The following is a 24,512-nucleotide window of genomic DNA, read 5'->3' on the forward strand; positions in this document are numbered from 1 at the left end:
CGTCAGTTCATGCAAATCTGTTACCATCACGGAATAGGATTAATATAGGAAAATAAATCATGGCTAAACGAGTAAACACTTTGACTCCTGTTGTGGCGCTAACTTCTGTGGCGTTGTTGTTAACGGGCTGTCAGGCAACCAATACGCAAAAAGGGGCAGGGATCGGTGCCGGTGTCGGTGCGGTATTAGGTAAAGCCACAGGCGACCATGACGATAAGCGTATCTTCATTGGTGCCGCAATCGGTGCGCTAGCGGGTGCCGCGGTAGGTAACTACATGGATAACCAAGAGCAGGCTTTTCGTGATGAGCTTGCCGGTTCAGGTGTTGAAGTAGTACGTGAGGGCGACAACATTCGCCTGGTTATGCCTTCAAACATTACCTTTGCCACCGAGCAGTCGTACATCTCAAGCGGTTTTCACGACACCTTGAATGCCATCGCCAGCGTGATGAACAAGTACGAGAAAACTTACCTGAGCGTACAGGGGCACACCGACAGCACGGGCGCCAGCGCATACAACCAGAACCTGTCTGAGCAGCGTGCGCTAAGCGTGAAAAATTACCTGGTGAACAGTCAAATCCTGCCGGCGCGTATCAGCACTCAAGGTTTTGGTGAAAGCCGTCCTATCGCCGACAACAGCACGGCCAATGGCCGCGCCCTAAACCGTCGTGTAGAAATCCAAATCGTACCTAACGTACAAAACTAAGCGGAGGCACTGGGCTGATTAAACTGCAGCTCACACAGCTTCTGATACAGCGGCGATTGTTGCATTAAGCTTGCATGATCGCCGCTGGCAACCACCTTCCCCTGATCCATTACCACAATACGATCGGCGTGCATCACGGTACTTAAGCGATGGGCGATGATCAGCGTTGTGCGCGATTTCATCAGCTCGGTTAAAGCCGCCTGCACATGGTATTCACTTTGCGCGTCGAGGGCGCTGGTGGCCTCGTCGAGTAACAGGATATCCGGATCCTTGAGTATGGCCCTGGCAATGGCGATACGCTGTTTTTGCCCGCCGGATAAACGCACCCCGCGCTCCCCTAAAAAGCTGTGATAGCCATCCGGCAGCTGCTTGATAAATTCATCGGCATAGGCCTGCTTGGCGGCGGCGCTGACCTCGTCCTGCGTAGCTCCTTCCTTGCCGTAGGCGATATTGTGATAAACATCGGCGCTGAATAACACAGGGTGCTGAGCCACCATGGCCATTTGGGCGCGAATATCATGCAGGGTGAGGTCACGGATGTCCGTGCCATGCAGGCGAATGCTGCCGCCACTGACATCGTAAAAACGTTGCAGTAATTCAAATAAGGTGCTTTTACCGGCGCCGGAAGGGCCGACTATGGCCACTGTCTCGCCCTGAGCTATGTCTAAGTTAAAGGCCGATAAGGCGCTTTGCTGCGGGCGCGAGGGATAATGAAAGCTGACGTCGTTAAACTCGATCACTTTAGTCTGGATTTGGGCATCCAACGACTGCGGCTGTGCCGGGTCAATAATATCGCTTTGCACCTCAAGTAATTCGAGCAGGCGTTTGGCCGCGCCGGCGGCCCGTTGCAGCTCACCATAAATTTCCGCCACCGTGCCCACCGCCATGGCCACAACGATGGCGTAAAACACAAAGGCGGCCAGCTCACCGCCGGACATCTGCCCGCTCAGCACATCGACACCGCCGCTGTAGAGCATAAAGCTGATGCCGGAAAAGCTGATAAAGATCACAAAGGCGATAAGAAAAGAGCGTTGCATAATACGTTTTTTGGCCACTGCGAAGGCCTTATCAACCTCGCCATCGAAGGCGGCCAGCTCACTGCCTTGGCGATTAAAGCTGTGCACGGTTTTAATGTTTTGCATCACCTCGCCGGCATAGGTGCTGATATCGGCGATGGCATCCTGTGAGCTGCTGGCCAGGGTGCGTACCCGGCGGCCAAAGAGCTTCATGGGCAGCAGCACCATGGGCACACATAAGAGCACGATCAGGGTGAGTTTTACATTGGTAATAAAGAGCATAATGACGCCGCCAATCAGCATCAGGGTGCTGCGCAGGGCCATGGATAATGACGAGCCGACTATGCTTTGCAGCAAGGTGGTGTCCGTGGTCAGGCGCGACATGATCTCGCCGCTGCGATTTTCTTCAAAATAACTGGGATGCAAAGCAAGAATACGGGCAAACACCGCTTTACGGAGATCGCTGCTGACTCGCTCGCCAAGCCAGGACATCAGGTAAAAGCGGCAAAAGATGCCTACCGCCAGCAGGGCGATTAAGCCAATCAATAACAACACCGAGCCGCGCAGCTGTTCCATGGAGCCGGCGATAAAGCCCTGATCTATCACCTGTTTTAAGCCCTGACCCAGGGACAGGTTTATACCGGCGGTGAGCACCAGGGCAAACAGCGCCGCCGCGACCACCCATTTGTAAGGCAAGAGAAAGCGGAAAATCGGTCGTAAGTGACGCAATGCACTTTTTTCGGTATTGGATGCAGTCATGGCAGTCCCAGGTTGAATTATCCATTTGAGTGTAACAGAGCAAGGTGGCAGTGAATATACGCCCAGGCGACCCGCAATTGTCGCATCAGAGCGGCGTAAGCAAATGTAATAACGCTTTTTATTTTTACGACTAAGCTTTAATGGTTATCAATTTAAAATTAACTAATAAAAAGGAATTATAATGAAGCAGATAACCCCTGCATCCCGTGCCCTGTGTGCGTTTGCGGCCGCCCTGTCCCTGACCAGCACAGCGGCGCTGGCCGATTGGCGTAACGACCCCATTTATAATCAGCAATATCAACCCATCAATACCTGTCAGGGCCAGTATCCCAGTTATTGGCAGGACCCGAATTTTCAGCAAATGTGGGCGGGGCAGACACTGACCAATGTACCCAACCAGGCCTATAACGGCCCGGTTTTTCAGCTATCCGATGCCTTTCCCGCTCAGCCGGTTGACGATAAACAAGCGCAGGCTTGGCGGGATAAACGTTTCGATGCTCTGTTTGCCGAGAGTACCAGCGCCAAAGACAAGTATAAGCTGGCACTTGCCTACAGTGAGGCGGTGATGGATTATATTCTCGCCGGTAATGTGCAGCGCCAAGGTCGGGAAGATTTCGATGTGTGTGAAAACCAAGTGCGCCCCTGGTTCCATATGCCGTTTCAAACCTATGATGCCATGTCGGGACGGGAGTTTACCCATGGCTTAACCCGTGAAGCACCGGTGACCTTCTCGGTGCAGGCGGGTACCGGCACCGATCAGTCCACCATGTGGGCGGTGGCCATTTACAATGCGACCGCCGCTTATACCCTAGGGCAAGTATGGCAAGACGGCAGTGCTCAGGTGCCAAGCGAAAACATTCGTTTTGATGAGGGCGCGGTGATCGCTAAGCCGTTATTTAATACCTCGACCGTGGCGCAGTTGCCGATATTGACCAATATGCCCAGCTGGGACGCCAATATTTCCGATCCGGCCTTTTGCGCCTGTAAGCCCAGCGATAATACGCGTCACGAGTGTACCTTGCAGGAAGAAAGTCAGCAATGTCCGCGCAGTTATGCCCAATGGGGTGATGTCAAACTGCTGCAATTCGATTTTGCTGTCAAAGACAGCCGTGCCCGTGATACCGGTTGGGTGTATGGCACCTTCGTGGCCGATGGCCTGCGTAAAGCGAAAGAGAAAAACCCGTGGCAGCGCATCAGCCTGCTTGGCATGATGTGGGGCAACGACACACCGCCCGCCGGTCACTATGCCATCAGTTACCCTCAGGCACCCCGTGAAAATGGCTTTCAAGAAGCGGTAATTATTTGGGACAGCGTGGATGAACTGAACAAATACGCCGGTTCAGGACGCATGCGAGCGCCCGGCCATCTGGGCTGCAATCAGCGCCTCAATGGTCCCGCCGATAACAGCAACAGCTCCTGCATGTCCTGCCATGGCACCGCTTCGGTACCTGATAAAAACTTCGATACGCCGCCCTTGTTATCCCAGTTTTCCGGCGATCAAACCCATCAATGTGTGGCGCCGCTGATCAGCAGCACCCGTGCCGGCATAGACAGAGGCGGCGACAGCGCCGAAGTGAAGTACCAGGTGGCGTTTGACACAGTGGATGCGACTTACTTTACCAATGTGGGCGCCGGAGAGCCGTTTAATATGATGGTAGAGAATGAGCAGGGTCAAAAGGTGAACCTGATGCACGACAGCAATGCCCCCAATTATGCCGATGATGATACCAAGCAGTGGCGTTCGCTCGACTACTCACTGCAGATGTCCATCGCCCTGAAACAGTGGCTGCAATGGCAGGCCAACACTCAGCTTGACGCCAAGCAGCGCGCACATATTAAAGAACTGCGACGGAACCTCGAATAAGTATTACAAAGCCCACATTGAACTGTGGGCTTTTTTTATATACTAATAAAAAGAAAACAATCATTAACAGGTTTACTTATGAACGCGATTGGCACCTTTACCGTGACACTCAATCCCCAGGACGCTTATACCACGGGCGTCGATGGCATTAATCTGGGGCGCATGTCGATAGACAAGACCTTTAGCGGCGATCTGCATGGCATTAGTCAGGGGGAGATGCTGAGTGCCATGACAGTGGTGAAGGGCTCCGCCGGTTACGTTGCCATTGAGCAGGTCACCGGCACCCTGGACGGTAGAAAAGGCAGTTTTGTGTTGCAGCACTTCGGCACCATGAATCAGGGCCAGGATAGACTGGTTTTGGAGGTTGTGCCGGACTCAGCCAGCGGCGAGTTGCGTGGCCTGGTTGGGGAGATGCGTATTCGCATAGACCAGGGCGTGCATCATTATGAGTTCGACTACCGTTTGGAGATTAGTGATGAGTAGCGAGACGATTTTAAACACCGCTCAGTTTGACCCCAGAGTAAAGCAATACTGGCTAACGGTCTGGCTGCTGGTGGCCAGTGTGACCCTGTTTGGCATCGTCTTACTGCCCATAGTTGCCGTCCTGGTATGGTGGCTGGGCGGGCGTATTTTGGCGGCCATGTCGGCCACCCTAAGCGAAAAGAAGCTGGTGGTTAAACGGGGCATCTGGGTGCGCGAAGAGAAATCCATTCCGCTGGATAAAATAACCGATGTGGCCATGACCCAAGGTCCCTTGATGCGGGTATTTGGTTTGTATCGCTTAAGTTTTGAAACTGCGGGCCAGTCGGGGCCGGGTGCCTTGGTATCCTTGCTTGGCGTGGTGGATGCACACCTGTTTCGTGAAGCGATTTTAACGCAAAAAGAACGGGCAGCAGAGCAGCAAGGCAATCACAAGGGTGGGCAAAGAGCCGCCCAAGGCGATCAGGCTGAAGGCGAGCAGGCGCTTATGGTACGCCTGCTCGATGCGGTAGAGCGCATAGACGCGCGTTTGGCGCGCCTTGAGCAAGAGCCGAAGGCCACGCCTACGGCATCGTCCGAGACTTCGTCAGGGACTTAACTCAGTGGTAGCAGCTGAGGGTTGCCTGCCAGCATCTGCAGCTGTTGGCCACGCTCGGCGCTGACCTGGTAGGTGCGTGCCTTAATGGTATCAACGTAATGCCATTGGGCCTGCGCCGCGGTCGCACTGAAGGTCACGGTCAGGAAGCCGCGGTTCACCAGGTTGTTGTAGCTCAGATAATCGATCAGCAGGGCTATCACCTGTTCCATTTGCGCTATGGCTTGCGGGTCTTGCGTATTCAATGACAAATATTCTTCAATACCCGGCGAGGACACCGATGCGGTAGCAAACTCGACTCCGGCGGCCTGATCTCCGGCGATGGGGTTGGCTGCGTCGGTACGCAGGTGTCCCGCCCAGCCATTATGGGTATCACCGGCCAGCACCACCAGGTTTTTCTGTGTCGCCAAGACGGTGCCTAAAATCACTTCCCTTTCATAGGCATAGCCATCCCAGGCATCCAGGTTATAAGGCAATACGGTTTCTACACGAGCACGCTCGGCATCGGTGACGCTGGGATCGCCGGCTAAAATGCGGCCCTTGATCTGTGCCAGCTCGGCAAACAAGGTATTGGCTTGAGCCAGCAAGGGCTCGGTGTCGCCACCTTGAGCCAGGGTGCTTTGCACCGCGGCCAATAACATCATCACCTCGGCGGGCAGATGCATCTTGGTCATCAGCACCTGCTGACCCAGTACTTGCCATTGCTGGTTTGAGGTAGTGATGCCGTCGGTGAGCCAGGTAAGCTGCTCGCCACCGAGCAGGGCTCAGCTCGGGTCGCCAATGGCACTGGCGAAATCGTACTGGCCTGCGGCCGTGGTGAGATCGAAGTCACCGTAACTGAGTTGCTCATCCCGTGCCAATACGCGGGTATCGAGCATGTACAGAGAAACCAGGTTGCCGAAGTCGAAGCGACGATAGATTTTTTCTTTGTCGGCCACATTGCGTATCGGCATCCATTCAAAATAGGCGCGCAGCGCCTGCATTTTACGCTCTTCGAACGGGCCTTCCGAGTCATCATGGTTTTCGGCACCACTGTGCCAGGTATCATTGCTGATCTCATGGTCGTCCCACACCGTGATAAAGGCGCAATGGCTGTGTGCCGCCTGCAAGTCTGCATCCCGGCGATACAGGGCGTAGCGCTTGCGGTAGTCGCCGAGGGTGAGTATTTCTTCGTTGTTGTCGTTGGCCAGCTCACGGCCAAGGGCGGCTGCGTCTTCACTGGCATAGCCGCCAGCACCATATTCATAGATGTAATCGCCTAAATGCAGAACTGCATCCAGGTTCTCCTGCTTGGCGACTTCGCCATACACATGGAAGTAGCCGGCCGGGTAGTTGGCGCAAGAAAGTACCGCCAGTTTAACCTGATCTATGTCGCCAACTGGCAGGGTTTTACCCTTGCCGATGGCCGAGGTTATGCCATAGGAAAGAAAGCGATAGTAGTAGGTGGTGTTGGCATCCAGGCCTTGCAGGTCGACCTTAAGGGTAAAGTCGGTATCCGCACTCACCTCGGTTTGGCCATCGTGTACCAGGGATTCAAAGTTGGCATCGGTGGCCGCTTGCCATTGTACCTTCACGCTGCTAACCGATGGGTCTTTGGGGGTTACACGAGTCCAGATGATCAGGCTGTCCTCCAGGGGATCGCCGCTGGCAACGCCGTGATCAAAGCTCACCTCTAGGCGTTCTTCGTCATTATCACCGTCGAATACACAGCCGCTTAAGCCCAAAGATAAAACGGCAGCGCCAAATCCCGCTGCCGAAGCCTTTAAAAAACGTCTACGAGTAAACTGCATTGGTTTGTACCTATTATTTTTTTAATATGCAGAGCTTATAAGACCAGTGTTACTGTTCGGTGACAGGCATGTCAGCTAGAAAACGTTGCACACCTCTTCGGCCTTACAGCTGATCACCGTGACATTTTCATAGCCGACGCGAGTGAGCTGCTCGGCGGCCAAGGTGGCGCGGGCGCTACTGGCGCAGTGTAGATAAATGGGACGAGCGGCATCTTTTTCGATTTCCATCAGCTTCATTTCTAACACGCCTCGGGGAATATTAATGGCTCCGGTGGCCGCCCTGGTGGCGTGCTCGGCCGGCTCACGCACGTCAATTAAAAGACCGTGGTTTTCGGCCAGCTCCGCCTTGGCTTGTTGTGCATCAACACGGCGCTGCTTGGGGACTATGGTTTTTAGTAAGTCTGGGATTGGGGTGAGCATATTATTCCTCCATGCCTAATTTGCGTAGTAAAGCCATCATTGGGCACCAGCCGGAGAACGCCGATTGGATCAGGTTAACGGCGATAAACGCGGTAAACCACAGCCACATAGGGCCGCCCAGGTAAGTTAACAATAGCGACAATAAAATCATGATGCCAGCGATTAGTCGCAGTGCGGCGGGTATTTTCATGGTGAGCCCCTTGTTGGTAATTTGGTCAATTTAATTATATTAGTAAGTTCTAAATTAGCAACAGTTAATATTAGACTTTGCTAATGTTAACTTCTATACTAGTTTTCATACTTCAATTCTCTACCCTCGGGAGAACTCAGTGGATCTGATGAAAATGGCGGACAATGCCGAGCAGGCGCAAGCCTTATTAAAACTGCTGGCCAATAAAAATCGGCTGATGATTCTTTGCTGCCTGCAACAAGGTGAACTCAGCGTCTCCCAGCTTAATGAAAGTGTGCCCTTAAGCCAGTCCGCCTTGTCGCAGCACTTGGCGGTACTGAGGCAGGAGCACATTGTCAGCACTCGGCGCGAAAGCCAGACCATTTACTACCGCTTGTGCAACGACCAGGTGCGGGCCGTGCTCAATACCCTGTACACGCTCTTTTGTGAGGAGTAGGCCATGCGTTGGTTAGATCAGGGCGTGAGGACCAGCCTGGGCGGGCCTTTGCCGCTATTTATCTTTATTATCGCCTTGGTGGCAGGCGCCTTTGCACTGCAGCAAACGCCCCGCGAAGAAGAGCCGCAAATTGTCGTGCCCATGTTCGATATCCTGGTTGATGTCAGCAATATCGAGGCGCCCGAGGTCGAACGCCTGGTCACCGTGGAGCTGGAAAAGCTGCTGGCGCAGATCAAGGGGGTCGAGCATATCTATTCGGCCACCCAAAATGGTGGTCTGGTCAGCACCTTACGTTTCGAGGTGGGTCACTCCCGCGAGCAGGCCCTGATCGACACCTATGCCAAGCTTTATGCTTATCAGGACACCATGCCGGCGGTGGTGCGCCAATGGCAGATTAAACCTATCGAAGTGGATGACGTGGCCATCGTTATGCTGGGGCTATACAGCAATGAGCCGCAGCTCTACGACGATTATCAACTGACCCGCATGGCGCAAGAGCTGGCCACCCGATTGCAGCGGCTCGAAGACACCAGTGAAGTTAAGGTGATCACCGGGCGTACCCGCACCGCCAATATCTATCTCGACAGCGCCGCCCTGAATGCCCATAAAACGACGATTGCGGATGTACTTTATGCCTTGAGCGTTGCCAATCAATTACGGGACGTGGGTAAGGTTAAGGACGCTCAGGGCCACTGGCGCCTGCAAGTGCAAGGGGGCGATGCCTTGCGCTCCCTCGAGCAGCTTAAGTCCCTGGTGGTCAATGTGGTCAATGGTCAGGCGGTGCGCCTTGATAGCGTTGCCAGCATAATTGATGGGCCTGGTGAAGCCCGGCATTATCAATGGCTGCAAACCCAGGATGGCCAGCCCCAGTTACCCATGGTCACCCTGAGCGTGGCCAAACAGGCCGGTGCCAATGCGGTGGCGGTGGCCCGCGATGTTCATGCGCTAATGCAGCAGTTGCAAGATGAACTCTTGCCCCCCGAGGTCAAGGTGGTAACGCTGCGCGACTATGGCCAAACCGCCAATGAAAAGGTCAATAACCTGGGGGCCAGCCTGGTATTTGCCATAGTCACGGTCGTACTCTTTATCGGCGTTTTCCTGGGCTGGCGCCCGGCCATAGTGATCGCCTTAGCGCTGCCCATTTGTTACGGCCTGACCCTAAGTTTTGACTGGGCGTTCGGTTACACCATCAACCGGGTGACCCTGTTTGCCTTGATCTTGGCCTTAGGTTTGTTGGTGGACGATCCGATCACCGGCATCGACAACATCAGCCGTTACTTTAGCCATAAAGGCAGTGTGCAGGACAGAATCGTCGCGGCCATGGCGGAAATTCGCACCCCCTTATTGATGTCGACCCTGACCATTATGGTGGCCTTTTTCCCACTCGCCTTTATTACCGGGATGATGGGGCCCTATATGGCGCCCATGGCCTTTAACGTGCCGATAAGCGTGGCCCTCTCTACCCTAGTGGCGTTTTTTGTGACCCCCTGGCTGGCGATGAAAATCCTGAAACCCAAGGACGATGAGGTGGCCGAAAAAGCCCAGGCCGCCAATCTCTATACCCGGATGCTGGACTACTTTTTACTGCGTCGCAGCCGCGCCAAGATCATGCTGCTGGTGGTACTGGTCTTGTTTGTGCTCAGCGCCTGTTTGCCACTGCTACGTGCGGTGCCGTTAAAACTATTGCCCTACGACAATAAGAGCGAAGTACAGGTATTAGTGGATATGCCCGAGGGCACGTCGCTGGAGGATACCGCGGCGCTGCTGAGCAAGGTGCAGGCACTGAGCTGGCAATTGAAAGAGGTGCAAACCATAGCCGCTTATGCCGGTCAGCCATCAAGCATGGACTTTAATGGCATGGTGCGAGGTTATTATCGCCGTGATGGTGAACACCTGGGAGAGTTACGCATCTTGTTGCGCGACAAAACCGAACGTCAGCATCAATCCCATGCGGTGGTGTTACGTTTGCGCCAGCAGTTGGCGCCATTGGCCAATAACGGCATCAGTATCAAGGTGATTGAAGTGCCGCCCGGGCCGCCTGTACTTAGTACCCTGGTCGCCGAAGTGTATGCCGAGCCTTTTGTCACCGAGCAACAGCATCGTCTTGGCGCCGAGTTAATAGCTCAGCGTTTGCGCCAGGAACCCCATGTGGTGGAGGTGGATAGTACCTTGGAGCGTCAGCAGCAACAGCTGCGTTTTGTCACCGACAAAACCAAGGCGGCGCTGTCGGCCTTGAGTACAACCGATGTGGTCGATGCCTTAACGGTGGCGGTGCAGGGCAAGGAGGTAGGTGCCCTGTATGTGACCGAAGAAGCAAAAATGTTGCCCATTCGCGTCTCGCTTCCCTATGCCCAGCGCGACCAGGCTCATTTACTGGCCTTGCAGGTGAAGGGGCAAAGGCAAATTAGCCAGACCAGTAATGATCTCGGCCTGGTGAGTGCACCGCAACCCCTGGTGCCTTTATCCGAGGTCGGTGAGTTTCAGCTGCAACCGCGCCCGCAGGCGATAATGCGCAAGGATTTAAACCGGGTGATCTATGTCACCGCCGAGCTCAACGGGCGAACCCCGGCGGAAGTGATCGCCGACTTAAGTGCCGATCAGGGCAGCGAAGATGTAGACACAGTACCTTGGCAGCAACGTAGTTTCTTTAGCCCCGGAGGTACCGCATCCTGGCAGTTGCCCCCGGGAGTGGATGTCTCCTTTAGCGGGGAAGGCGAGTGGCGAATTACCATAGATGTCTTTCGCGATATGGGCATTGCCTTTGCCTTTGCCCTGGCGGCCATTTTGGTGCTCTTGCGTGTGCAAACCCGCTCCATGAGTTTGTCCCTGATCATCATGTCGGCCATTCCCTTGACCGTGATCGGCATTATGCCCGGCTTCTGGCTGCTGAATCAGTTTGGCGAGCGCCAGGTTGCCGGTGCGCCGGAGCCGGTTTTATTCACAGCCACGGCCATGATAGGAATGATAGCCCTGGCCGGCATAGTGGTGCGTAACTCGCTCATTTTGGTTGAGTTTATTAACCAGGCTCGGGCCCAGGGCATGGCCATTAAGGAGGCATTGGTGACCGCTGGACGAGTGCGTATGCGTCCGGTGTTGTTGACCGCGGGTACCACCTTGTTGGGCAACATAGTGATTGTGTTTGACCCCGTGTTCAGCGGTCTCGCCATTGCCATTATTTTCGGCATTATTGCCTCCACTTTATTTACCTTATTGGTGGTGCCACTAGTGTACTACCTGGTTTTTGCTGATGAGGAACACACGCATGCAACCTAAGTTAGTGATTGTCCTTGTGGTCGGCTTCTTAGTCGCTGCGATTCTTTGGTTTTCCGGGGTGCTGGATCAACATCTGGCGCCGGGAACAAAACAGGCGCCCGCGCCCTATAGCGGGCCAACCCAGCGCGTTGGCAGTGAGTCGGTGGTCGCTTATGAGGCCGTACCCGGGCAGGTGATTGCCCAGCAAAATACCAAGGTGGCGGCACGGGTAATGGCACAAATTGAGCAAATTTCCGTGCGTGCCGGCGATATGGTGGAGCAGGGCCAGGTATTGATCCGTCTCGACGAGCAAGAACTGACCACTCAGTTGCAACAGGCTAAGGCTCAGGTGCAGGCGCTGCAGGCGTCGTTTACCCAGGCGCAAAAGCAATTGCAGCGTGCCAAGGAGCTTTTTGCCCAGGGGCTCATTGCGCAAAGTGATATCGATGCGGCCACCGCCAATCATGATAATTTATCCGCCAGCTTGCAGCAGGCGAGGCAGCGCCAGCAACAGGCACAAGTAGCCCTGAGTTATGCCACCATTACCGCGCCCATTTCCGGGCGCGTGGTAGAGCGCTTTGCCGAGCCGGGCGACACCGCCACACCGGGGCGTGATTTGCTGGCCATCTATAATCCGCAGCAACTCCAGCTGGAATTTGCGGTGCGTGAGCGCCAGGCGGTCAATCTGCGCTTGGGCGATATGCGTCAGGTGGAGGTCCCGGCGTTGGGTGTCAGCGAGGCCACAGAGCTGGTGGAAATCGTGCCCGCCGCCGACAGCGCCTCGCGCTCGCTGCTGGTGCGCATGGCGGCCCCTAAAAATGCGCAGTTGCTGCCCGGTCTTTATGCCCAGCTACAGTTGCCTTTGCCTCAGCATGAGGCGGTGATGATCTCGCCGCAGTGGGTGCACAGCTACGGCCAGCTCGATATGGTCTTAGTGGTGGAGAATCAGCAGCTGGTACGTCGCTATGTGCGCCTTGGACGAGTGATTGGCGATCAGGTTGAGGTTCTCAGCGGCCTGCGCCCCGGCGATGAAATCGCCGTGGAGGCACAGCCCAACCAGCTATAAAAACGTAGCTATTTCGTCGAGCGACTTTTTCTGCAACGCATGTTCAGGAATGGTCGCATCCTCGCCCGGGTAGCCGGCAATAATCAGCATGTAGGGGCGTTCATTGTCTCTATCGCGTCCGCAAATATCGGTAAGAAAGCTCATGGGCTTGGGCGTATGGGTGAGGGTGGCAAGTCCGCTTCGATGTAAGGCCTGAATTAAAAAGCCGGTGGCTAGGCCCACCGATTCGTGCACATAGTAGTTGGTGCCCTTGTCTTCGCTGTGTATCCCGCCTTTCTTTTGACTGAATACCGCAATCAGCCAGGGTGCATGTTCTAGATAGGGCTTTTGTGAATCCGTTCCCAATGGTTTGAGGGCATCAAGCCACTCCTGGCCGGCCCTGCCTTCGTAGAAAGAACGTTCCAATTGCTCGGCTTGTTCGCGGATCTGCTTTTTGATCTGCGCCGACTCAATGGCAACGAAGTGCCAGGGTTGGTGATTGGCACCGCTGGGCGCGGTCCCCGCGGCTTTGATGCAGGTGGCGATTAGCTCTTTGGCCACCGGGCGGTCACTGAAGCTGCGAATACTGCGGCGGCGTTTTGAGGTTGCCAGAAATTCGTCGGCACGGGCCTGCATTTCAGTTTCAGGAAACTCAATAAAGTCGGTTAAGGGCCGATGTTCATGGGGTTGCATGGGCGCTCCTTTAAATAAGTAATTATTTTTTATACCGATTTAAAAAATTGGCGGCAAGTGTGTTTGTCATAATTGTTTACATTATTAATATTTACTTCACCTTTGTACCTAATTGCCCCTGTGATATAACTTTAGGTTGATAATAATAAAGCTAATTTAAGGACAATCAGGTGCTAACAATTCAAGGTCTTACCAAAACCTACAGCAATGGTGTACAGGCTTTAAAGGGAGTGGACTTAGATATCCCCAAGGGGATGTTCGGTCTTTTAGGCCCCAATGGCGCGGGTAAATCGTCACTAATGCGAACCATTGCGACACTGCAAAGCGCCGACAGCGGCAGCATCACCTTCGATGGTATCGACGTGCTTAATCAGCCTCAGGAAATTCGTCGCCGTTTGGGTTATCTGCCCCAGGATTTTGGTGTGTACCCACGTATTAGCGCCTATGAGCTGCTCGATCACCTGGCCATTCTTAAGGGCTTAGATCAGGCCAAGGAGCGTAAAGAAGTGGTGGAAGGTCTGCTTGCCCATACCAATTTGTATCAGCACAAGTCCAAGTCGGTGAGCGGTTTTTCCGGCGGTATGCGCCAGCGCTTTGGCATTGCCCAGGCGCTGCTAGGCGACCCGGATCTGTTGATTGTCGATGAACCCACCGCCGGCCTTGACCCGGAGGAACGTAACCGCTTCCATAACCTCTTGGTGAGCCTGGGTGAGCAAAAGGTGGTGATCCTCTCCACCCATATCGTTGATGATGTCAGCGAGCTGTGCCCGAACATGGCGGTACTGGCCGGTGGCGAAATCCTGCTTAAGGGCAACCCCATCGACCTGACGCAACAGCTTAACGGCCGTATCTGGCGTAAAGAAGTGGTCACCCAGCAAGAAGCACAAGAGCTCGAACAAAACCTGCCGGTGATTTCCAAGCGTTTGTTTGCTGGTAACACCATATTGCATGTGTTTGCCGAGCAAGCCCCGGAAGGCTTTGAGACCGTGGCCAGCAACCTGGAAGACGTGTACTTCTCGACCTTACATCAGCAACGCCTGGCAGCATCGGCCTAAGGAGGGGTTATGTTGTTAAAAATGCTCACCTTTGAGCTGCGCTATTTTGTGCGCCAGCCATCATTCTACGTGTCCAGCCTGTTGTTCTTTTTGCTGGCGTTTTTCGCCACCGTTTCCGATAAGGTGCAAATAGGCGGCAGCAATGTGAACGCCAACAGTCCCTATACCATCTTGATGATGATGGTGGTGCTGCTGATCTTTGCCCTGTTTGCCGTGGTGAACTTCGTCGCCTCCTCGACCATACGCAACGACAGCGAACAGATGGCCGAGCTGGTGTACAGCAAACCCATAGCCCAGCGCAGTTATCACCTCGGCCGCTTCCTAGGGGCTTTTTGTGTCACCGTGCTGGTTTTTGCCTTTGTGCCGCTAGGGATCTTTCTCGGTACCTGGTTCGGCTCTTTGATGGGCTGGCTAGACCCTGAGTTACTGGCCCCCAACAAGTTGCAGTATTACCTGCAGCCCTTTATGATCTTGGCGGTGCCCACCCTATTGGTGATGGCGGTAAGCTGTCATGTGGCGGCGCTGCGTTTTCGTACCATGATGGCCGTGTATATCGCAGCCGTGGTGCTCTTTATCGGTTATAACGTGGTGTCGGTGTTTTTCGAGCAGCCGGAGTTCCGGTTATGGGCGGCGCTGTTCGACCCCTTCGGTTTTGGTGCCTTTATGGATGCCACCCGCTATTGGACGGTGGCAGAGAAAGACACGCAAACCTTGGCCTTGGAAGGCAATGTACTTTATAACCGTTTGATTTGGTTGAGTGTCGCCGTGGTGCTCTTTGTCACCATGGGCCTTAAAGGCGGTTATCAAAGCGGCGGCAAGGATAAAAAGCCGCAGCAGGCTTCCGCTTCCATGCTTAAACGCGCGCAGCAGGCGCTCAGCAACAAGATTGCCGTGCGCCCGGCGCAGATCAGCACTAAAAGTCAGTTCTTACTACGTACCCGTTTCGAGATAGTTCAGGTGGTCTTTAGCGCGCCCTTTATGATTCTCGCGGCGCTGACTCTGTTTATGTTGATTTCGCCCTTGTTGGTGCCGGGTCAATGGTATGGCACCTCAAACTGGCCGCTGACCCAGGCGATGATCCCGCTGATCAAGGGGGTGATGGGCATGTTTATGATCATCATCCTGGTGTATTACAGTGCCGAGGTGGTGTGGCGTGAGCGCAATTCTAACTTCGGCGACATTATCGACTCTTACCCCACCCATAACCTGGTGTTTTGGGCGTCAAAGCTGTTGGCTATTACCACGGTATTGGTGCTGCTCTACGGTGCCGGTATGCTCTTTACCATCACCTATCAGTTGGTGAAGGGGCAGTTTAATATCGAACTGAGCCAGTATTTGTTCCGCCTTGGTTACCTGACCATGGTGCCTTTGGTGATGACCACCATATTGGCGTTTTTCTTCCAGGTGATCAGCCCGAATAAATACGTGGGTATGCTGCTGTTTATCATCTATTACGCCGTGAATATGGTGCTAAGCAATTACGGCTTTAGCCATAATATGTATCGTTTTGCCTCTTCGCCGGCGGCACCTTATTCCGATTTGAATACCTATGGTCACTTCTTAACCGGGGTGCACTGGTACAACTTATACTGGCTGGGCTTAACCCTGGTCTTAGCGGCCCTGGGCTATGGCCTGTGGCACCGTGGTCCGCAGCAGACGTTGCTGTCGCGCCTGCGTTTGCTGGGTTATCACTTAGGGAGTAAGGGTAAGTTGGTAGCGACCTGTGGTCTGGTGATCTTTGTCGCCAGCGGCAGCTGGATTTATCATAACACCCGGGTGTTGAACGATTACCAAACCCAGGATCAAAACGAGGACCTGCGCGCCCAGTACGAGCAACAACTGGTGCAGTATAAGGATGCTCCTATTCCCGCAATTACCAAGGTGGATGTGACCGCGGATATTTACCCGCATGAGCGCCGCATGGTAGCCAAGGCCGAGGTGGAGTTTACCAATACCAGTGAGCAGTCCATCAGCCGTTTTCTGGTAAGCAAGCCAAGATTTAGCTCCCAGTGGCAGCTTAACCTTGAGGGCGGGCATCTAGGGGAGGAGCTCAGCGAGTTTAAATCCTGGTGGTATGAATTTGATACCCCGTTACAGCCGGGTGAAACGCGCACGGGTGAAATGTCCGTGGTGCGCGAACATCAGGGCTTTAAGAACAGTGGCTTTGATACCCAATTGGTTGAGAATGGCACCTTTATCAATAACTATGAACTCTTCCCGGTATTTGGTTACCGTGGCGACTATGAGTTGCAAGACCGCAATGAACGTCGCAAGCGCGGCCTGCCGGAACTGGAGCGTGCCCATGACCTTAAAGACAGCCGTTATTACCAGCAAAGCTTCTTTGGCCAGGGTGTGGGCTTTATCGACTTTAGCGCCACCATTAGCACGAGTCTGGATCAATTCGCCATCGCGCCCGGTTACCTGCAACATGAAGAGGTGGACGAGGAGCGTGGACGCCGCACCTTCCGTTATGAGATGGATGCGCCCATGGTGCACTTCTATAACATTATGTCGGCCCAGCTTGAGGTGAAGAAGGAACAATATAAGGGCATAGATATCGAGGTGTACTATCATCGCGACCATGCCTGGAATATAGATACCATGATCCAGTCCACCAAGGACTCCATCGACTACTTTACCCAGGCCTTTGGCCCGTACCAGCACAAGCAGTTACGTATTTTGGAGTTCCCCGGCTATCGCTCGTTTGCGCAAAGCTTTGCCAATACCGTGCCTTATTCGGAGAACATCGGCTTTATTACCGATTTGCGTGATGCGGACGATATCGATGCGCCTTATTATGTGACTGCTCATGAAGTGGCGCACCAGTGGTGGGGTCATCAGGTGGGTGCAGCCGATGTACAAGGTTCGGCGGTTATTTCCGAAACCCTGTCGCAATACAGCGCGATTCAGGTGTTGCGTGAAAAGTATGGCGAGCAAAAGCTGCGTAAGTTCTTAAAGTATGAGCTGGATCGCTACCTGCAAGGGCGAACCCGAGAAGCCCATGAAGAAATGCCGCTGTATCGCTCGGAGAACCAGCAGTACCTACACTACCAAAAGGGTTCTGTGGTGATGATGGCCATCGCCGATCGCATTGGTGTAGAGCGTATCAATGAGGCGTTAAAGGCATTTTTACAGGCCTTTAAGTATAAAGACGACCCCTATCCGACCACCTTGGATTTGTTGTCTTACCTCAAAGCGGATGCCGACGAACAGGAACAGGCCTTTATCGATGATCAGTTTAAGCGCATTACCCTGTTTGAGCTGGGCGTGGAAAAGGTGGAAGTGGCCGAGCAGGCCGATGCCGATGGCAAGTTTAAGGTCACGCTAACGGTAACGGCTAAAAAGGCATTTGCCGATGGCAAGGGCAATGAAACCGAGCAGCCCATGGCACAGCTGGTGGATATTGGCTTGTTTAGCGAGGACCCGGAGAAGTTGAGCGCCGAGGACGCGGTGATCTATCTGCAAAAGCATCAGCTCACCAGTGGTGAAAATACCCTGGAGCTATATGTAGACAAGAAGCCGAGCTATGCCGGGGTTGACCCCTTGGTGAAGCTGGTCGATAGAGACAGCGCCAATAACATCAAGAAACTCTAATGCTGTTTATCACCGCCGGGTTCCTCGGTGGTGATATGAACAGATACCAATAGTGGGTTGTGATCCGAACTCGTGCGCTCCAGCGTTTGCGCCGAGGTGAGGGTCACGCCTCTTATCCAGATATGATCTAAGGGTAAACCGAACACGGTTGTGCGGTGATCTGGCGTGAAACTCACGCGTTGCATGCCTAAATCAGACAGTGTGCGATGCACTAACCGCCAGCGCTCATCGCTCCAGGTGTTTAAGTCGCCAGCAAAAATTACCGACCCCTGGTGCAGTTTTACCAATTTGGCTAAACGGTTGAGTTGTTCCCGATAATCCGCAATGCCCAGAGTAAAGTTGATGCCGTGCATATTGATCACCAGTAATGAGACGCCGTTTGCTACGGCATAACGGCTTACACTCGACGCTTTAGGTGTTCTGAGCCAAGGCTCGCGTTGATAAAAGCGGCAGTGAAACTGGGGCGCCCAATCACTGAGCAGAGTCAGCCCCGTTTGTTGCCGGTAGCTTCTGTATCCCGGTGAAAAACGAGCATAAGGCTTGAGCGCATCAAACATGGGATCGTCATAGGCTTCTTGTAATAACAGCACGTTTGCCTGTTTTGCCAGCTGCTGTAAATCTGGAAGCAGTTGCGGATGACTCGCCTTATAAATGTTCCAACTCAGCACCTTGATGTCTGCGGGGATGACCTGCTGCGCTAAAGTAGGAGGCAGTGCCGATGGCTGTGCCAAGGGCTGGGCACAATGCGCTGGCGAATTAGCACTAACAGCCGTGTTGTTAACCTGCTCCGGCAGCACGGCTTGTTGCCATTGTAAATAGAGAAGCAGGAGTAATAGATACAAGCTAGGCAAAGTAGGTACGCCCTTGAAACGCGGTGGACAGGCCATGTTATAGTGGCAAAAATTTTCTAGGATGCAAAGTATGACCTCCCGACTCCTCTCTCCCTTGATAATGGGCTTTTGGCGTATGCTGGATTGGCAGCGCAGCGAGCAGGAAAACCTCTCTTTTTTGCAGCAATGCATCGATTTAGGGATCACAGACACGGATCACGCTGACATTTATGGCCATTACCAGTGTGAAGTCGCCTTTGGCAAGGTGTTGAAATTACAACCGGCCATCAGAGAGCAGATCAAGATAATTACCAAGTGCGGAATCGTGCTGCAACAGGGTGAAAAAGCGGTTCCGGGGCAGGTTAATCATTACAACTCTAGCCGCGAACACATAGTGGCCAGTGCCCAGCAGTCTTTGCGTAATTTCGGTACCGACCGTCTTGATTGTTTATTGATCCATCGTCCAGATTATTTAATGGCTGCCGATGAAGTAGCCGAGGCCTTTACACAACTCAAGCAGCAAGGAGATGTGCTGCACTTTGGTGTGTCTAACTTCACGACCAGTCAGTTTGCCTTGTTACAGTCTCGTCTAGATTTCCCCCTGATCACCAATCAGGTCGAACTTTCACCCTATAATATGCAGGCCCTGGATAATGACACCTTGGATCAGTGTCAGCAATTGCGCCAAAATCCTATGCTTTGGTCGCCATTGGCGGGTGGGCGCTTGTTCGCAGAGGATGATGCAAAGGCTCTCAGGCTACAAGCGTGTTTAGCGACTATTGGTGAGGAAGTGGGGGCGACTAGCCTAGATCAGGTGGTGTATGCCTGGTTGCTTACACATCCTAGTAATCCGGCGGTGGTTTTGGGTACCGGCAATATTGATCGTGTACGAAGTGCGGTGGATGCACAAAAGTTAAGTCTTACCCGAGAACAGTGGTACCGTATCTGGGAAGCCTCGACAGGGCATGCGGTGCCCTAGCTCCTTATGGTGCAGCAAAGATAAAGGGCCTTACGGCCCCGGTTTGCAGCAACAATAAGAGGGTATGACTTTAAGCTTAAAGCTCAAAGTCTAAGCTGTATGAAACATACGCTTTTAAATCGTCATCCGCGTCCAGGTCGGTTTGCAGCAGGCCAAAGGTAAAACCCGACTTGCTGATACTGACGGCATAATCTATGTAACTGTCGTCTTCACCGTACCATTCCTCCACGGTATCGCCGCTGGAATGGCCGAAGTGAAGCGCCAGTTCGGTATCTTTTAAAATGGTAAAGCTGGCGTTGAGCTCAAGGTAGAGCATGTCTTCTTCGTCGGTGGCATCGCCTTCGGCATTGACCAGGTAACTGGCACCGGCGCTGAGCCATTGCCAGCTCACCGATCCATAGATCTCACCAAAACCAATATCTCCCTCGGCATCCGGATAGGCGTAATAGATATAGCCGACATCGTAGCCTATGTCGTCGACCGAACCGGCGAAGCCTGCGTACAAGTCCATTTCATAGCTGGTGCTGGCGGCATCGCCGAAATCGATATTAGACAGCCAGGTGCCGGCATAAAAGCCGGTGTCGGAGGCGTAGTCGATGCCACCGGATACCGCCGCCCCATCGTCCGACTGGGTAACACCGCGCCAATAATAGTTAGAACTGGCGGCGACGTTGGCGGTGACTTCCGCCTGGCTGGCCAGTGGGGTAAGGGACAGTGCCAACAAAGCCAGCACCGGCGCGTATTTCTTTTTGTTCATTTTCTCATTCCTGTAGTAACGCTGTGTTGAATACTTAGTTGGCAAGGCGTGTGCCAATAACGGAATATTTTTTAAAAGTTACTATTTTTCAGATGCTTGTTGGTATTTTGAGCTGTGTTGGCTGGTGGGCGGGGGAGTGCGGATGCACTCTGGTGGTGCATATTTTATGCTTTTGCACATATTTTAAGCATGGGCTTTGAATTGGCTTTGCCGGGTCGTCGACTTCGATTTTTATGGTTAGATTTTGTCGCGGCGGCGACAGCGCCATAGGGGTGGTTTACGCCAACCACCCCTATGAACCCCAAGGCGCCCGTAATTCGCACATGCTTCCGAACTCAGGTTTTTGCTAGGCGCTACGCTTAGGCTGCGACGCGATTTAACGGCACATCCCTGTGCCGATAAATCTAGCTCGGCATCCATGCCTCGCTGTCTTAGCCACGCTTCGCAGCAAAAGCCGATTTCTTCAGCGCGAATTTTAACGGGATTTAGCTGATACATCTGTGTTTCAATTTAGGTTAACGCAAACTGTAAGTTCGATTAGAGCGAATAGCTGATGCTCATCCTTCAACCGAAATCACTGTGTATACATCCATAATCGTTGAGTTTCTCCCATAGTCAGGAAAACGACCCAATGGGTCGTTTTTGTCGTGTCCACGTTTCGAGCAATGTAGCGTAACTTCAATGCTGGTATGCACTTACTAAATCTGTTATCAATGGTCATAGGACAAAAACGAGACAGATTGCGGCAGAAAAACGACCCAATCGCTCGATATTAAATTGTTATATTTTTATCAATCATGGAGTCAATTTTGCCCTCGGAAAAAACAAAATCATTTTTACGGGAAGTATTATTAATAGTCTTAGGTGGCGGGCTGGCAGTAGCGGGATCGCTAATTAGTTCAAATTTATCTACTAAAAATGAAAAGTTACTTTGGGAAACAACAACGAAGATTAACTTAAACCAAAAAGTAATGGACCAACGGGTAAAGTTAATAGAAAGAACTGCTTTGATATTAAATAAAGTTGATTACATTTCAGTTAACTACATAGCTTATGGTATTGATTTAAGTTATGGAGAAAAAGGGGTTGGAAAGTCGAGCGAATGGATTAAAACTCGTAAAATAATTTCAGATCTAAACTCTGAATTCTTAGCTGTTAGTACTTTAAATAGTATGTATTTTGGTCCCAAAACCAATGCCGCATTAAAAAATATAATGGATGCTACTACAGAAGAGCTGAATTGGTGGGATGTTGACCCAAAGTTAAGACAGGATTATCTTGAAGCAATTCATTCTGAGTTCTCTTATGGGTTGTATTAAAATATAACAAGTGCCTAAACCAAAGGACGCAAAACAGCAGGCTGCGCTCCTTCGTCGCTAATTTACGCCGGTTAGGCAAGCGTTATGTGTAGGACTTAATTCGAGAAAGGATAATATATGGGCAGTGAAAGCTTATTTACTCAATGTACAGGCTGCAATAAGAGTGTTTCAAAATCGGCCAAAAAATGCCCGGGTTGTGGAAAAAGAATTAAGAAACTCAGTATTATCCACTGGGTCGGAATATTTTTTATAGCTTTGATAGTGATTGGCATTGCTAACTCGCCAAAGAGAAAAAATACTGAAATTCTTGCGGTCGAAAAAGTGCCTCTAGAGGAAAACATGGATTTGGAATACACATGGACTAAAGAAGCCTTTGGTTCAATTATGGAAGTTGACTTCATTATTACAAACAACAATGATGTTGATGTTAAAGATATTCAAATTGAATGTAACCATTTTGCAAAGAGTGGCACTGAAATAGATAGTAACAATCGAACTATCTATGAAGTTGTCAAACACGGAAGTAAGAAAAGATATCCTAACTTCAATATGGGCTTTATGCATTCACAAGCAGTAAAGTCCTCGTGCTTTGTAAAGAAAGTTTTAGAAGTTAAATAATTTCATTAAAAAGGAGAAGTTAAATGGCACTAATCGCATGCCCTGAATGTTCAGCTGACGTAAGTGATTCTGCATTAAATTGCGCAAAATGTGGGGTTCAGCTAAGAAAGCCAAAACGAGGATTTTTTGGCAAAATCATCAAATATACGTTCATTGTATTTAATTTACTTATGGGGTGGTGGCTTGTTGCAGGCATGGGAGCAGCGAGCGAGACTATTCAAACTGCAGGTAGTACAGCCGAACAAGCAGGTGCTGCAATTGGAACGGGTTTGGGTGCGGCAATGATCATAGGTCTATGGGTTTTTGGCGATATCATTCTTGGACTATTCGTAATGCTTACCCGCCCCAAATCATAGATGCACCTAACAAGGTGCCAATAACCTCCGGCCGTTGAGCCCGGCGTTCACCGTCCGCTATTGGTGCTTAGCGTCCTATCGGAAATCTCAAGATTCACAGGGAGCGATCTCCCGTTTTGATTCGCGCTGGAGAAATCGGCTTTTGTTGTGGAGTGTGCTCGAGACAGCGAGATAGGGATATCGAGCTAGGTTTACCGAGGTAGGACACCTCGTTAAACCGTGTTGAAAGCAAAGCGGAACGTTTAACAAAACGCTGAGTTCGTAAGCATTAGCGAATCACGGGTTCGCGGAGTTTCCAAAGAGGGAGTCGAATCACTCCCTCTTTGGTTGTCGTCGCCAACGCGACAAGATCTAACAGCGTATGTAAGGTTGTCAGGTTGAAACCTGACCTACAAATGATGCGCCCGTTGGCGCACCGACAAATAACTAACTGTTACCCAAAAATAGCCCGCATCAAGCTAATGGTATCCGCCACACTGCGGCCTTTTTCCACTTCACTGATAATCGAATCACGCTTAGCGCGAATATGCTCGGGCATGCCTTCTTCGGCCAGGGCGCGGTCGACCAGCAGGGCCGCCGACTCTTTTGAGCGCTTTCTCGCCGTGCTGTTGGCGCTGGCCGGGCTCGCCTTAGGCTTGTGTAACAGCTTAAAGTAGTTGGATTGCTCCATGGCGTTTTTATCGAAGTAGTAGAACAGGCACGGAAGCAGGGCCTTAATTTCGGCCAGGCGCTGTTCCTGCTCATTATCCCCTTGCGCCATGGCGAACCAGGGCTGACGGGCCAGGGTGCAAACTATGTCTTGCCAGTAGCGTTCGAAATCGCGGTTATTCAACCTGGCCACATTCAATGCTGCGCATAGGGTATCACTTTTGGCATTGGTAATGGGCGTGAACACATCGGGGCGGCGCATCGCCAATAGGCGGGTGGCCGGTGCCAGGGTTGGCTTGTCATCGCTGCCGCTAAAGAGTTGCAGATAAGCAAGCACAAAGGCCTGGTAATGCTCAAGGCTGACTTCGTCGGTAAGTGGGATATGCGCCAGGGCTGCCTCGACCGCCTGCGGTTGGTCGTCAAGAATTTGCGCAAAGGCCTTGTTGTTTTTGATGCCGGCGAAGAACTCCACATCAAAGCGATAAACCGCAGGGTCATGAGCGGCGGTGTGTTTGCCGACAAAGGCTAGGCGATCTTCCTTACTCATTTCCTGTAACGGCGTCGCTTTAATGCTGGCGATATGCTCGGCTAAACTCAGGTGCTCATCTAACAGTACGCGTTCCTTATTCTGATCCAGATACGCACAGATCACCGGCCAAGGGGCGATGCGCAGGGTTTTTAGCTGTAAAAAGCTAATCGCGTCCTTTAGCTGGGCTTGTAGTTTTTTGACCGTGGGCAGTTGCGTTGGCTCTAGTAAATCGAAGTTGAGGCGCTCGGTGACCACATCAAGCAGCTCATAGGCCCAGCCGAGAAAGTCTTCAGGGTGGTTCTCTACTTTTACCGCCATCAGGTTAAGACTGATGTCCGCCGCCTGTTTGAGGATATTCTGATAAATCTGACTTTCTTGTTCTGCCAGCGCCATTTTTGATGGCGAGATAAGCAACTTCTTCATGCTAGGTACTACAGCTCCGCTTGATACATTACAGCCCGTCAATAACGGGGCTGTGCATCATACTGAGATTGAGTTTTGTTGCAATATTGACATTTGTGTAATTAACGCCCAGCACCTAAGGGCTGAGGTACAGGGAGTAAGCAAACGGCGTATTGCTTGT

At 52.2% G+C, this 24,512-nt stretch carries 20 protein-coding genes and 1 pseudogene; 13 read left to right on the top strand and 8 right to left on the bottom strand.

What is annotated here, in order from left to right; all coding sequences use genetic code 11:
- The first annotated feature begins 59 nt into the window (after positions 1–59).
- Positions 60–704: a YiaD family glycine zipper/OmpA-like lipoprotein gene (locus tag KD147_RS16110; RefSeq protein ID WP_105253499.1), complete on the top strand. Its 645-nt coding sequence runs from the start codon at positions 60–62 to the stop codon at positions 702–704.
- On the opposite strand, the gene KD147_RS16115 is transcribed toward KD147_RS16110, so the two are convergent.
- A complete protein-coding gene (locus KD147_RS16115) occupies positions 701–2,479 on the bottom strand; it encodes an ABC transporter transmembrane domain-containing protein (RefSeq protein WP_212548519.1) in 1,779 nt (592 codons plus the stop codon). The genes KD147_RS16110 and KD147_RS16115 overlap by 4 nt on opposite strands.
- A gap of 181 nt (positions 2,480–2,660) precedes the next feature.
- On the opposite strand from KD147_RS16115, the gene KD147_RS16120 reads away from it, so the two are divergent.
- The 3 genes from KD147_RS16120 (at position 2,661) to KD147_RS16130 (ending at position 5,421) form a co-directional block, all read left to right on the top strand.
- A complete protein-coding gene (locus tag KD147_RS16120) occupies positions 2,661–4,343 on the top strand; it encodes a hypothetical protein (protein WP_212548520.1) in 1,683 nt (560 codons plus the stop codon).
- 78 nt (positions 4,344–4,421) lie between these two features.
- The gene (locus tag KD147_RS16125) at positions 4,422–4,826 is read left to right on the top strand and encodes a DUF3224 domain-containing protein (RefSeq protein ID WP_105253496.1); all 405 of its coding nucleotides are present in this window, start codon (positions 4,422–4,424) and stop codon (positions 4,824–4,826) included.
- Positions 4,819–5,421, top strand: coding sequence for a PH domain-containing protein (locus KD147_RS16130; protein WP_212548521.1), 603 nt, complete (start codon positions 4,819–4,821; stop codon positions 5,419–5,421). The genes KD147_RS16125 and KD147_RS16130 overlap by 8 nt, the downstream gene beginning before the upstream one ends.
- Here KD147_RS16130 and KD147_RS16135 read toward each other — a convergent pair.
- From KD147_RS16135 to KD147_RS16145, 3 genes and pseudogenes are all read right to left on the bottom strand, one after another.
- Positions 5,418–7,208, bottom strand: a pseudogene (locus tag KD147_RS16135) (alkaline phosphatase D family protein). The gene KD147_RS16130 and the pseudogene KD147_RS16135 overlap by 4 nt on opposite strands.
- A 75-nt stretch (positions 7,209–7,283) precedes the next feature.
- Positions 7,284–7,628, bottom strand: coding sequence for a rhodanese-like domain-containing protein (locus KD147_RS16140; protein ID WP_212548522.1), 345 nt, complete (start codon positions 7,626–7,628; stop codon positions 7,284–7,286).
- A gap of 1 nt (position 7,629) precedes the next feature.
- Positions 7,630–7,818, bottom strand: coding sequence for a YgaP family membrane protein (locus KD147_RS16145; RefSeq protein WP_105189454.1), 189 nt, complete (start codon positions 7,816–7,818; stop codon positions 7,630–7,632).
- 148 nt (positions 7,819–7,966) lie between these two features.
- Between KD147_RS16145 and KD147_RS16150 the strand changes: the two genes are divergently transcribed.
- From KD147_RS16150 to KD147_RS16160, 3 genes are read left to right on the top strand one after another with little or no spacing between them, the layout of a single operon-like run.
- Positions 7,967–8,254, top strand: coding sequence for an ArsR/SmtB family transcription factor (locus KD147_RS16150; protein ID WP_233998397.1), 288 nt, complete (start codon positions 7,967–7,969; stop codon positions 8,252–8,254).
- 3 nt (positions 8,255–8,257) lie between these two features.
- The gene (locus tag KD147_RS16155) at positions 8,258–11,527 is read left to right on the top strand and encodes an efflux RND transporter permease subunit (protein ID WP_212548523.1); all 3,270 of its coding nucleotides are present in this window, start codon (positions 8,258–8,260) and stop codon (positions 11,525–11,527) included.
- The gene (locus KD147_RS16160; protein ID WP_212548524.1) at positions 11,517–12,572 is read left to right on the top strand and encodes an efflux RND transporter periplasmic adaptor subunit; all 1,056 of its coding nucleotides are present in this window, start codon (positions 11,517–11,519) and stop codon (positions 12,570–12,572) included. The genes KD147_RS16155 and KD147_RS16160 overlap by 11 nt, the downstream gene beginning before the upstream one ends.
- Here the strand turns inward: KD147_RS16160 and KD147_RS16165 are convergent.
- Complete coding sequence (locus KD147_RS16165; protein ID WP_212548525.1) at positions 12,567–13,244, bottom strand: nitroreductase family protein; 678 nt, start codon at positions 13,242–13,244, stop codon at positions 12,567–12,569. The genes KD147_RS16160 and KD147_RS16165 overlap by 6 nt on opposite strands.
- A gap of 170 nt (positions 13,245–13,414) precedes the next feature.
- Here KD147_RS16165 and KD147_RS16170 point away from each other — a divergent pair, with 170 nt between their 5' ends.
- Entirely contained in the window at positions 13,415–14,299 is an 885-nt protein-coding gene (locus KD147_RS16170; protein WP_105253489.1) for an ABC transporter ATP-binding protein, read from the top strand.
- 9 nt (positions 14,300–14,308) lie between these two features.
- A complete protein-coding gene (locus KD147_RS16175) occupies positions 14,309–17,893 on the top strand; it encodes an ABC transporter permease/M1 family aminopeptidase (protein ID WP_212548526.1) in 3,585 nt (1,194 codons plus the stop codon).
- Here KD147_RS16175 and KD147_RS16180 read toward each other — a convergent pair.
- On the bottom strand, positions 17,890–18,780 hold the full coding sequence (locus tag KD147_RS16180; protein ID WP_212548527.1) for an endonuclease/exonuclease/phosphatase family protein: 891 nt from the start codon (positions 18,778–18,780) through the stop codon (positions 17,890–17,892). The genes KD147_RS16175 and KD147_RS16180 overlap by 4 nt on opposite strands.
- A 34-nt stretch (positions 18,781–18,814) precedes the next feature.
- Here KD147_RS16180 and KD147_RS16185 point away from each other — a divergent pair, with 34 nt between their 5' ends.
- Positions 18,815–19,702, top strand: coding sequence for an aldo/keto reductase (locus tag KD147_RS16185; RefSeq protein ID WP_212548528.1), 888 nt, complete (start codon positions 18,815–18,817; stop codon positions 19,700–19,702).
- Between the two features lie 76 nt (positions 19,703–19,778).
- Here the strand turns inward: KD147_RS16185 and KD147_RS16190 are convergent, their stop codons facing one another.
- A complete protein-coding gene (locus tag KD147_RS16190; RefSeq protein WP_212548529.1) occupies positions 19,779–20,459 on the bottom strand; it encodes a TorF family putative porin in 681 nt (226 codons plus the stop codon).
- Between the two features lie 809 nt (positions 20,460–21,268).
- Here KD147_RS16190 and KD147_RS16195 point away from each other — a divergent pair.
- The 3 genes from KD147_RS16195 to KD147_RS16205 all read left to right on the top strand — a co-directional run bounded on the left by KD147_RS16195 (position 21,269) and on the right by KD147_RS16205 (position 22,752).
- Positions 21,269–21,778, top strand: coding sequence for a hypothetical protein (locus tag KD147_RS16195; protein WP_212548530.1), 510 nt, complete (start codon positions 21,269–21,271; stop codon positions 21,776–21,778).
- A gap of 117 nt (positions 21,779–21,895) precedes the next feature.
- On the top strand, positions 21,896–22,396 hold the full coding sequence (locus KD147_RS16200; RefSeq protein ID WP_212548531.1) for a hypothetical protein: 501 nt from the start codon (positions 21,896–21,898) through the stop codon (positions 22,394–22,396).
- A 23-nt stretch (positions 22,397–22,419) separates the two neighbouring features.
- A complete protein-coding gene (locus KD147_RS16205) occupies positions 22,420–22,752 on the top strand; it encodes a zinc ribbon domain-containing protein (RefSeq protein ID WP_212548532.1) in 333 nt (110 codons plus the stop codon).
- 433 nt (positions 22,753–23,185) lie between these two features.
- Here KD147_RS16205 and KD147_RS16210 read toward each other — a convergent pair whose 3' ends face one another.
- Positions 23,186–24,352, bottom strand: coding sequence for a hypothetical protein (locus tag KD147_RS16210; RefSeq protein ID WP_212548533.1), 1,167 nt, complete (start codon positions 24,350–24,352; stop codon positions 23,186–23,188).
- Between the last annotated feature and the right edge of the window lie 160 nt (positions 24,353–24,512).

Source organism: Pseudoalteromonas sp. BDTF-M6 (assembly GCF_018334135.1).
Lineage (GTDB): Bacteria > Pseudomonadota > Gammaproteobacteria > Enterobacterales > Alteromonadaceae > Pseudoalteromonas.

What these genes read in the sequence shown, in the direction of transcription:
- KD147_RS16110 (WP_105253499.1), top strand. Translation starts at nt 60, where the DNA reads ATGGCTAAACGAGTAAACACTTTGACTCCTGTTGTGGCGCTAACTTCT.
- KD147_RS16115 (WP_212548519.1), bottom strand. Translation starts at nt 2,479, where the DNA reads ATGACTGCATCCAATACCGAAAAAAGTGCATTGCGTCACTTACGACCG.
- KD147_RS16120 (WP_212548520.1), top strand. Translation starts at nt 2,661, where the DNA reads ATGAAGCAGATAACCCCTGCATCCCGTGCCCTGTGTGCGTTTGCGGCC.
- KD147_RS16125 (WP_105253496.1), top strand. Translation starts at nt 4,422, where the DNA reads ATGAACGCGATTGGCACCTTTACCGTGACACTCAATCCCCAGGACGCT.
- KD147_RS16130 (WP_212548521.1), top strand. Translation starts at nt 4,819, where the DNA reads ATGAGTAGCGAGACGATTTTAAACACCGCTCAGTTTGACCCCAGAGTA.
- KD147_RS16140 (WP_212548522.1), bottom strand. Translation starts at nt 7,628, where the DNA reads ATGCTCACCCCAATCCCAGACTTACTAAAAACCATAGTCCCCAAGCAG.
- KD147_RS16145 (WP_105189454.1), bottom strand. Translation starts at nt 7,818, where the DNA reads ATGAAAATACCCGCCGCACTGCGACTAATCGCTGGCATCATGATTTTA.
- KD147_RS16150 (WP_233998397.1), top strand. Translation starts at nt 7,967, where the DNA reads ATGAAAATGGCGGACAATGCCGAGCAGGCGCAAGCCTTATTAAAACTG.
- KD147_RS16155 (WP_212548523.1), top strand. Translation starts at nt 8,258, where the DNA reads ATGCGTTGGTTAGATCAGGGCGTGAGGACCAGCCTGGGCGGGCCTTTG.
- KD147_RS16160 (WP_212548524.1), top strand. Translation starts at nt 11,517, where the DNA reads ATGCAACCTAAGTTAGTGATTGTCCTTGTGGTCGGCTTCTTAGTCGCT.
- KD147_RS16165 (WP_212548525.1), bottom strand. Translation starts at nt 13,244, where the DNA reads ATGCAACCCCATGAACATCGGCCCTTAACCGACTTTATTGAGTTTCCT.
- KD147_RS16175 (WP_212548526.1), top strand. Translation starts at nt 14,309, where the DNA reads ATGTTGTTAAAAATGCTCACCTTTGAGCTGCGCTATTTTGTGCGCCAG.
- KD147_RS16180 (WP_212548527.1), bottom strand. Translation starts at nt 18,780, where the DNA reads ATGGCCTGTCCACCGCGTTTCAAGGGCGTACCTACTTTGCCTAGCTTG.
- KD147_RS16185 (WP_212548528.1), top strand. Translation starts at nt 18,815, where the DNA reads ATGACCTCCCGACTCCTCTCTCCCTTGATAATGGGCTTTTGGCGTATG.
- KD147_RS16190 (WP_212548529.1), bottom strand. Translation starts at nt 20,459, where the DNA reads ATGAACAAAAAGAAATACGCGCCGGTGCTGGCTTTGTTGGCACTGTCC.
- KD147_RS16200 (WP_212548531.1), top strand. Translation starts at nt 21,896, where the DNA reads ATGGGCAGTGAAAGCTTATTTACTCAATGTACAGGCTGCAATAAGAGT.
- KD147_RS16205 (WP_212548532.1), top strand. Translation starts at nt 22,420, where the DNA reads ATGGCACTAATCGCATGCCCTGAATGTTCAGCTGACGTAAGTGATTCT.
- KD147_RS16210 (WP_212548533.1), bottom strand. Translation starts at nt 24,352, where the DNA reads ATGAAGAAGTTGCTTATCTCGCCATCAAAAATGGCGCTGGCAGAACAA.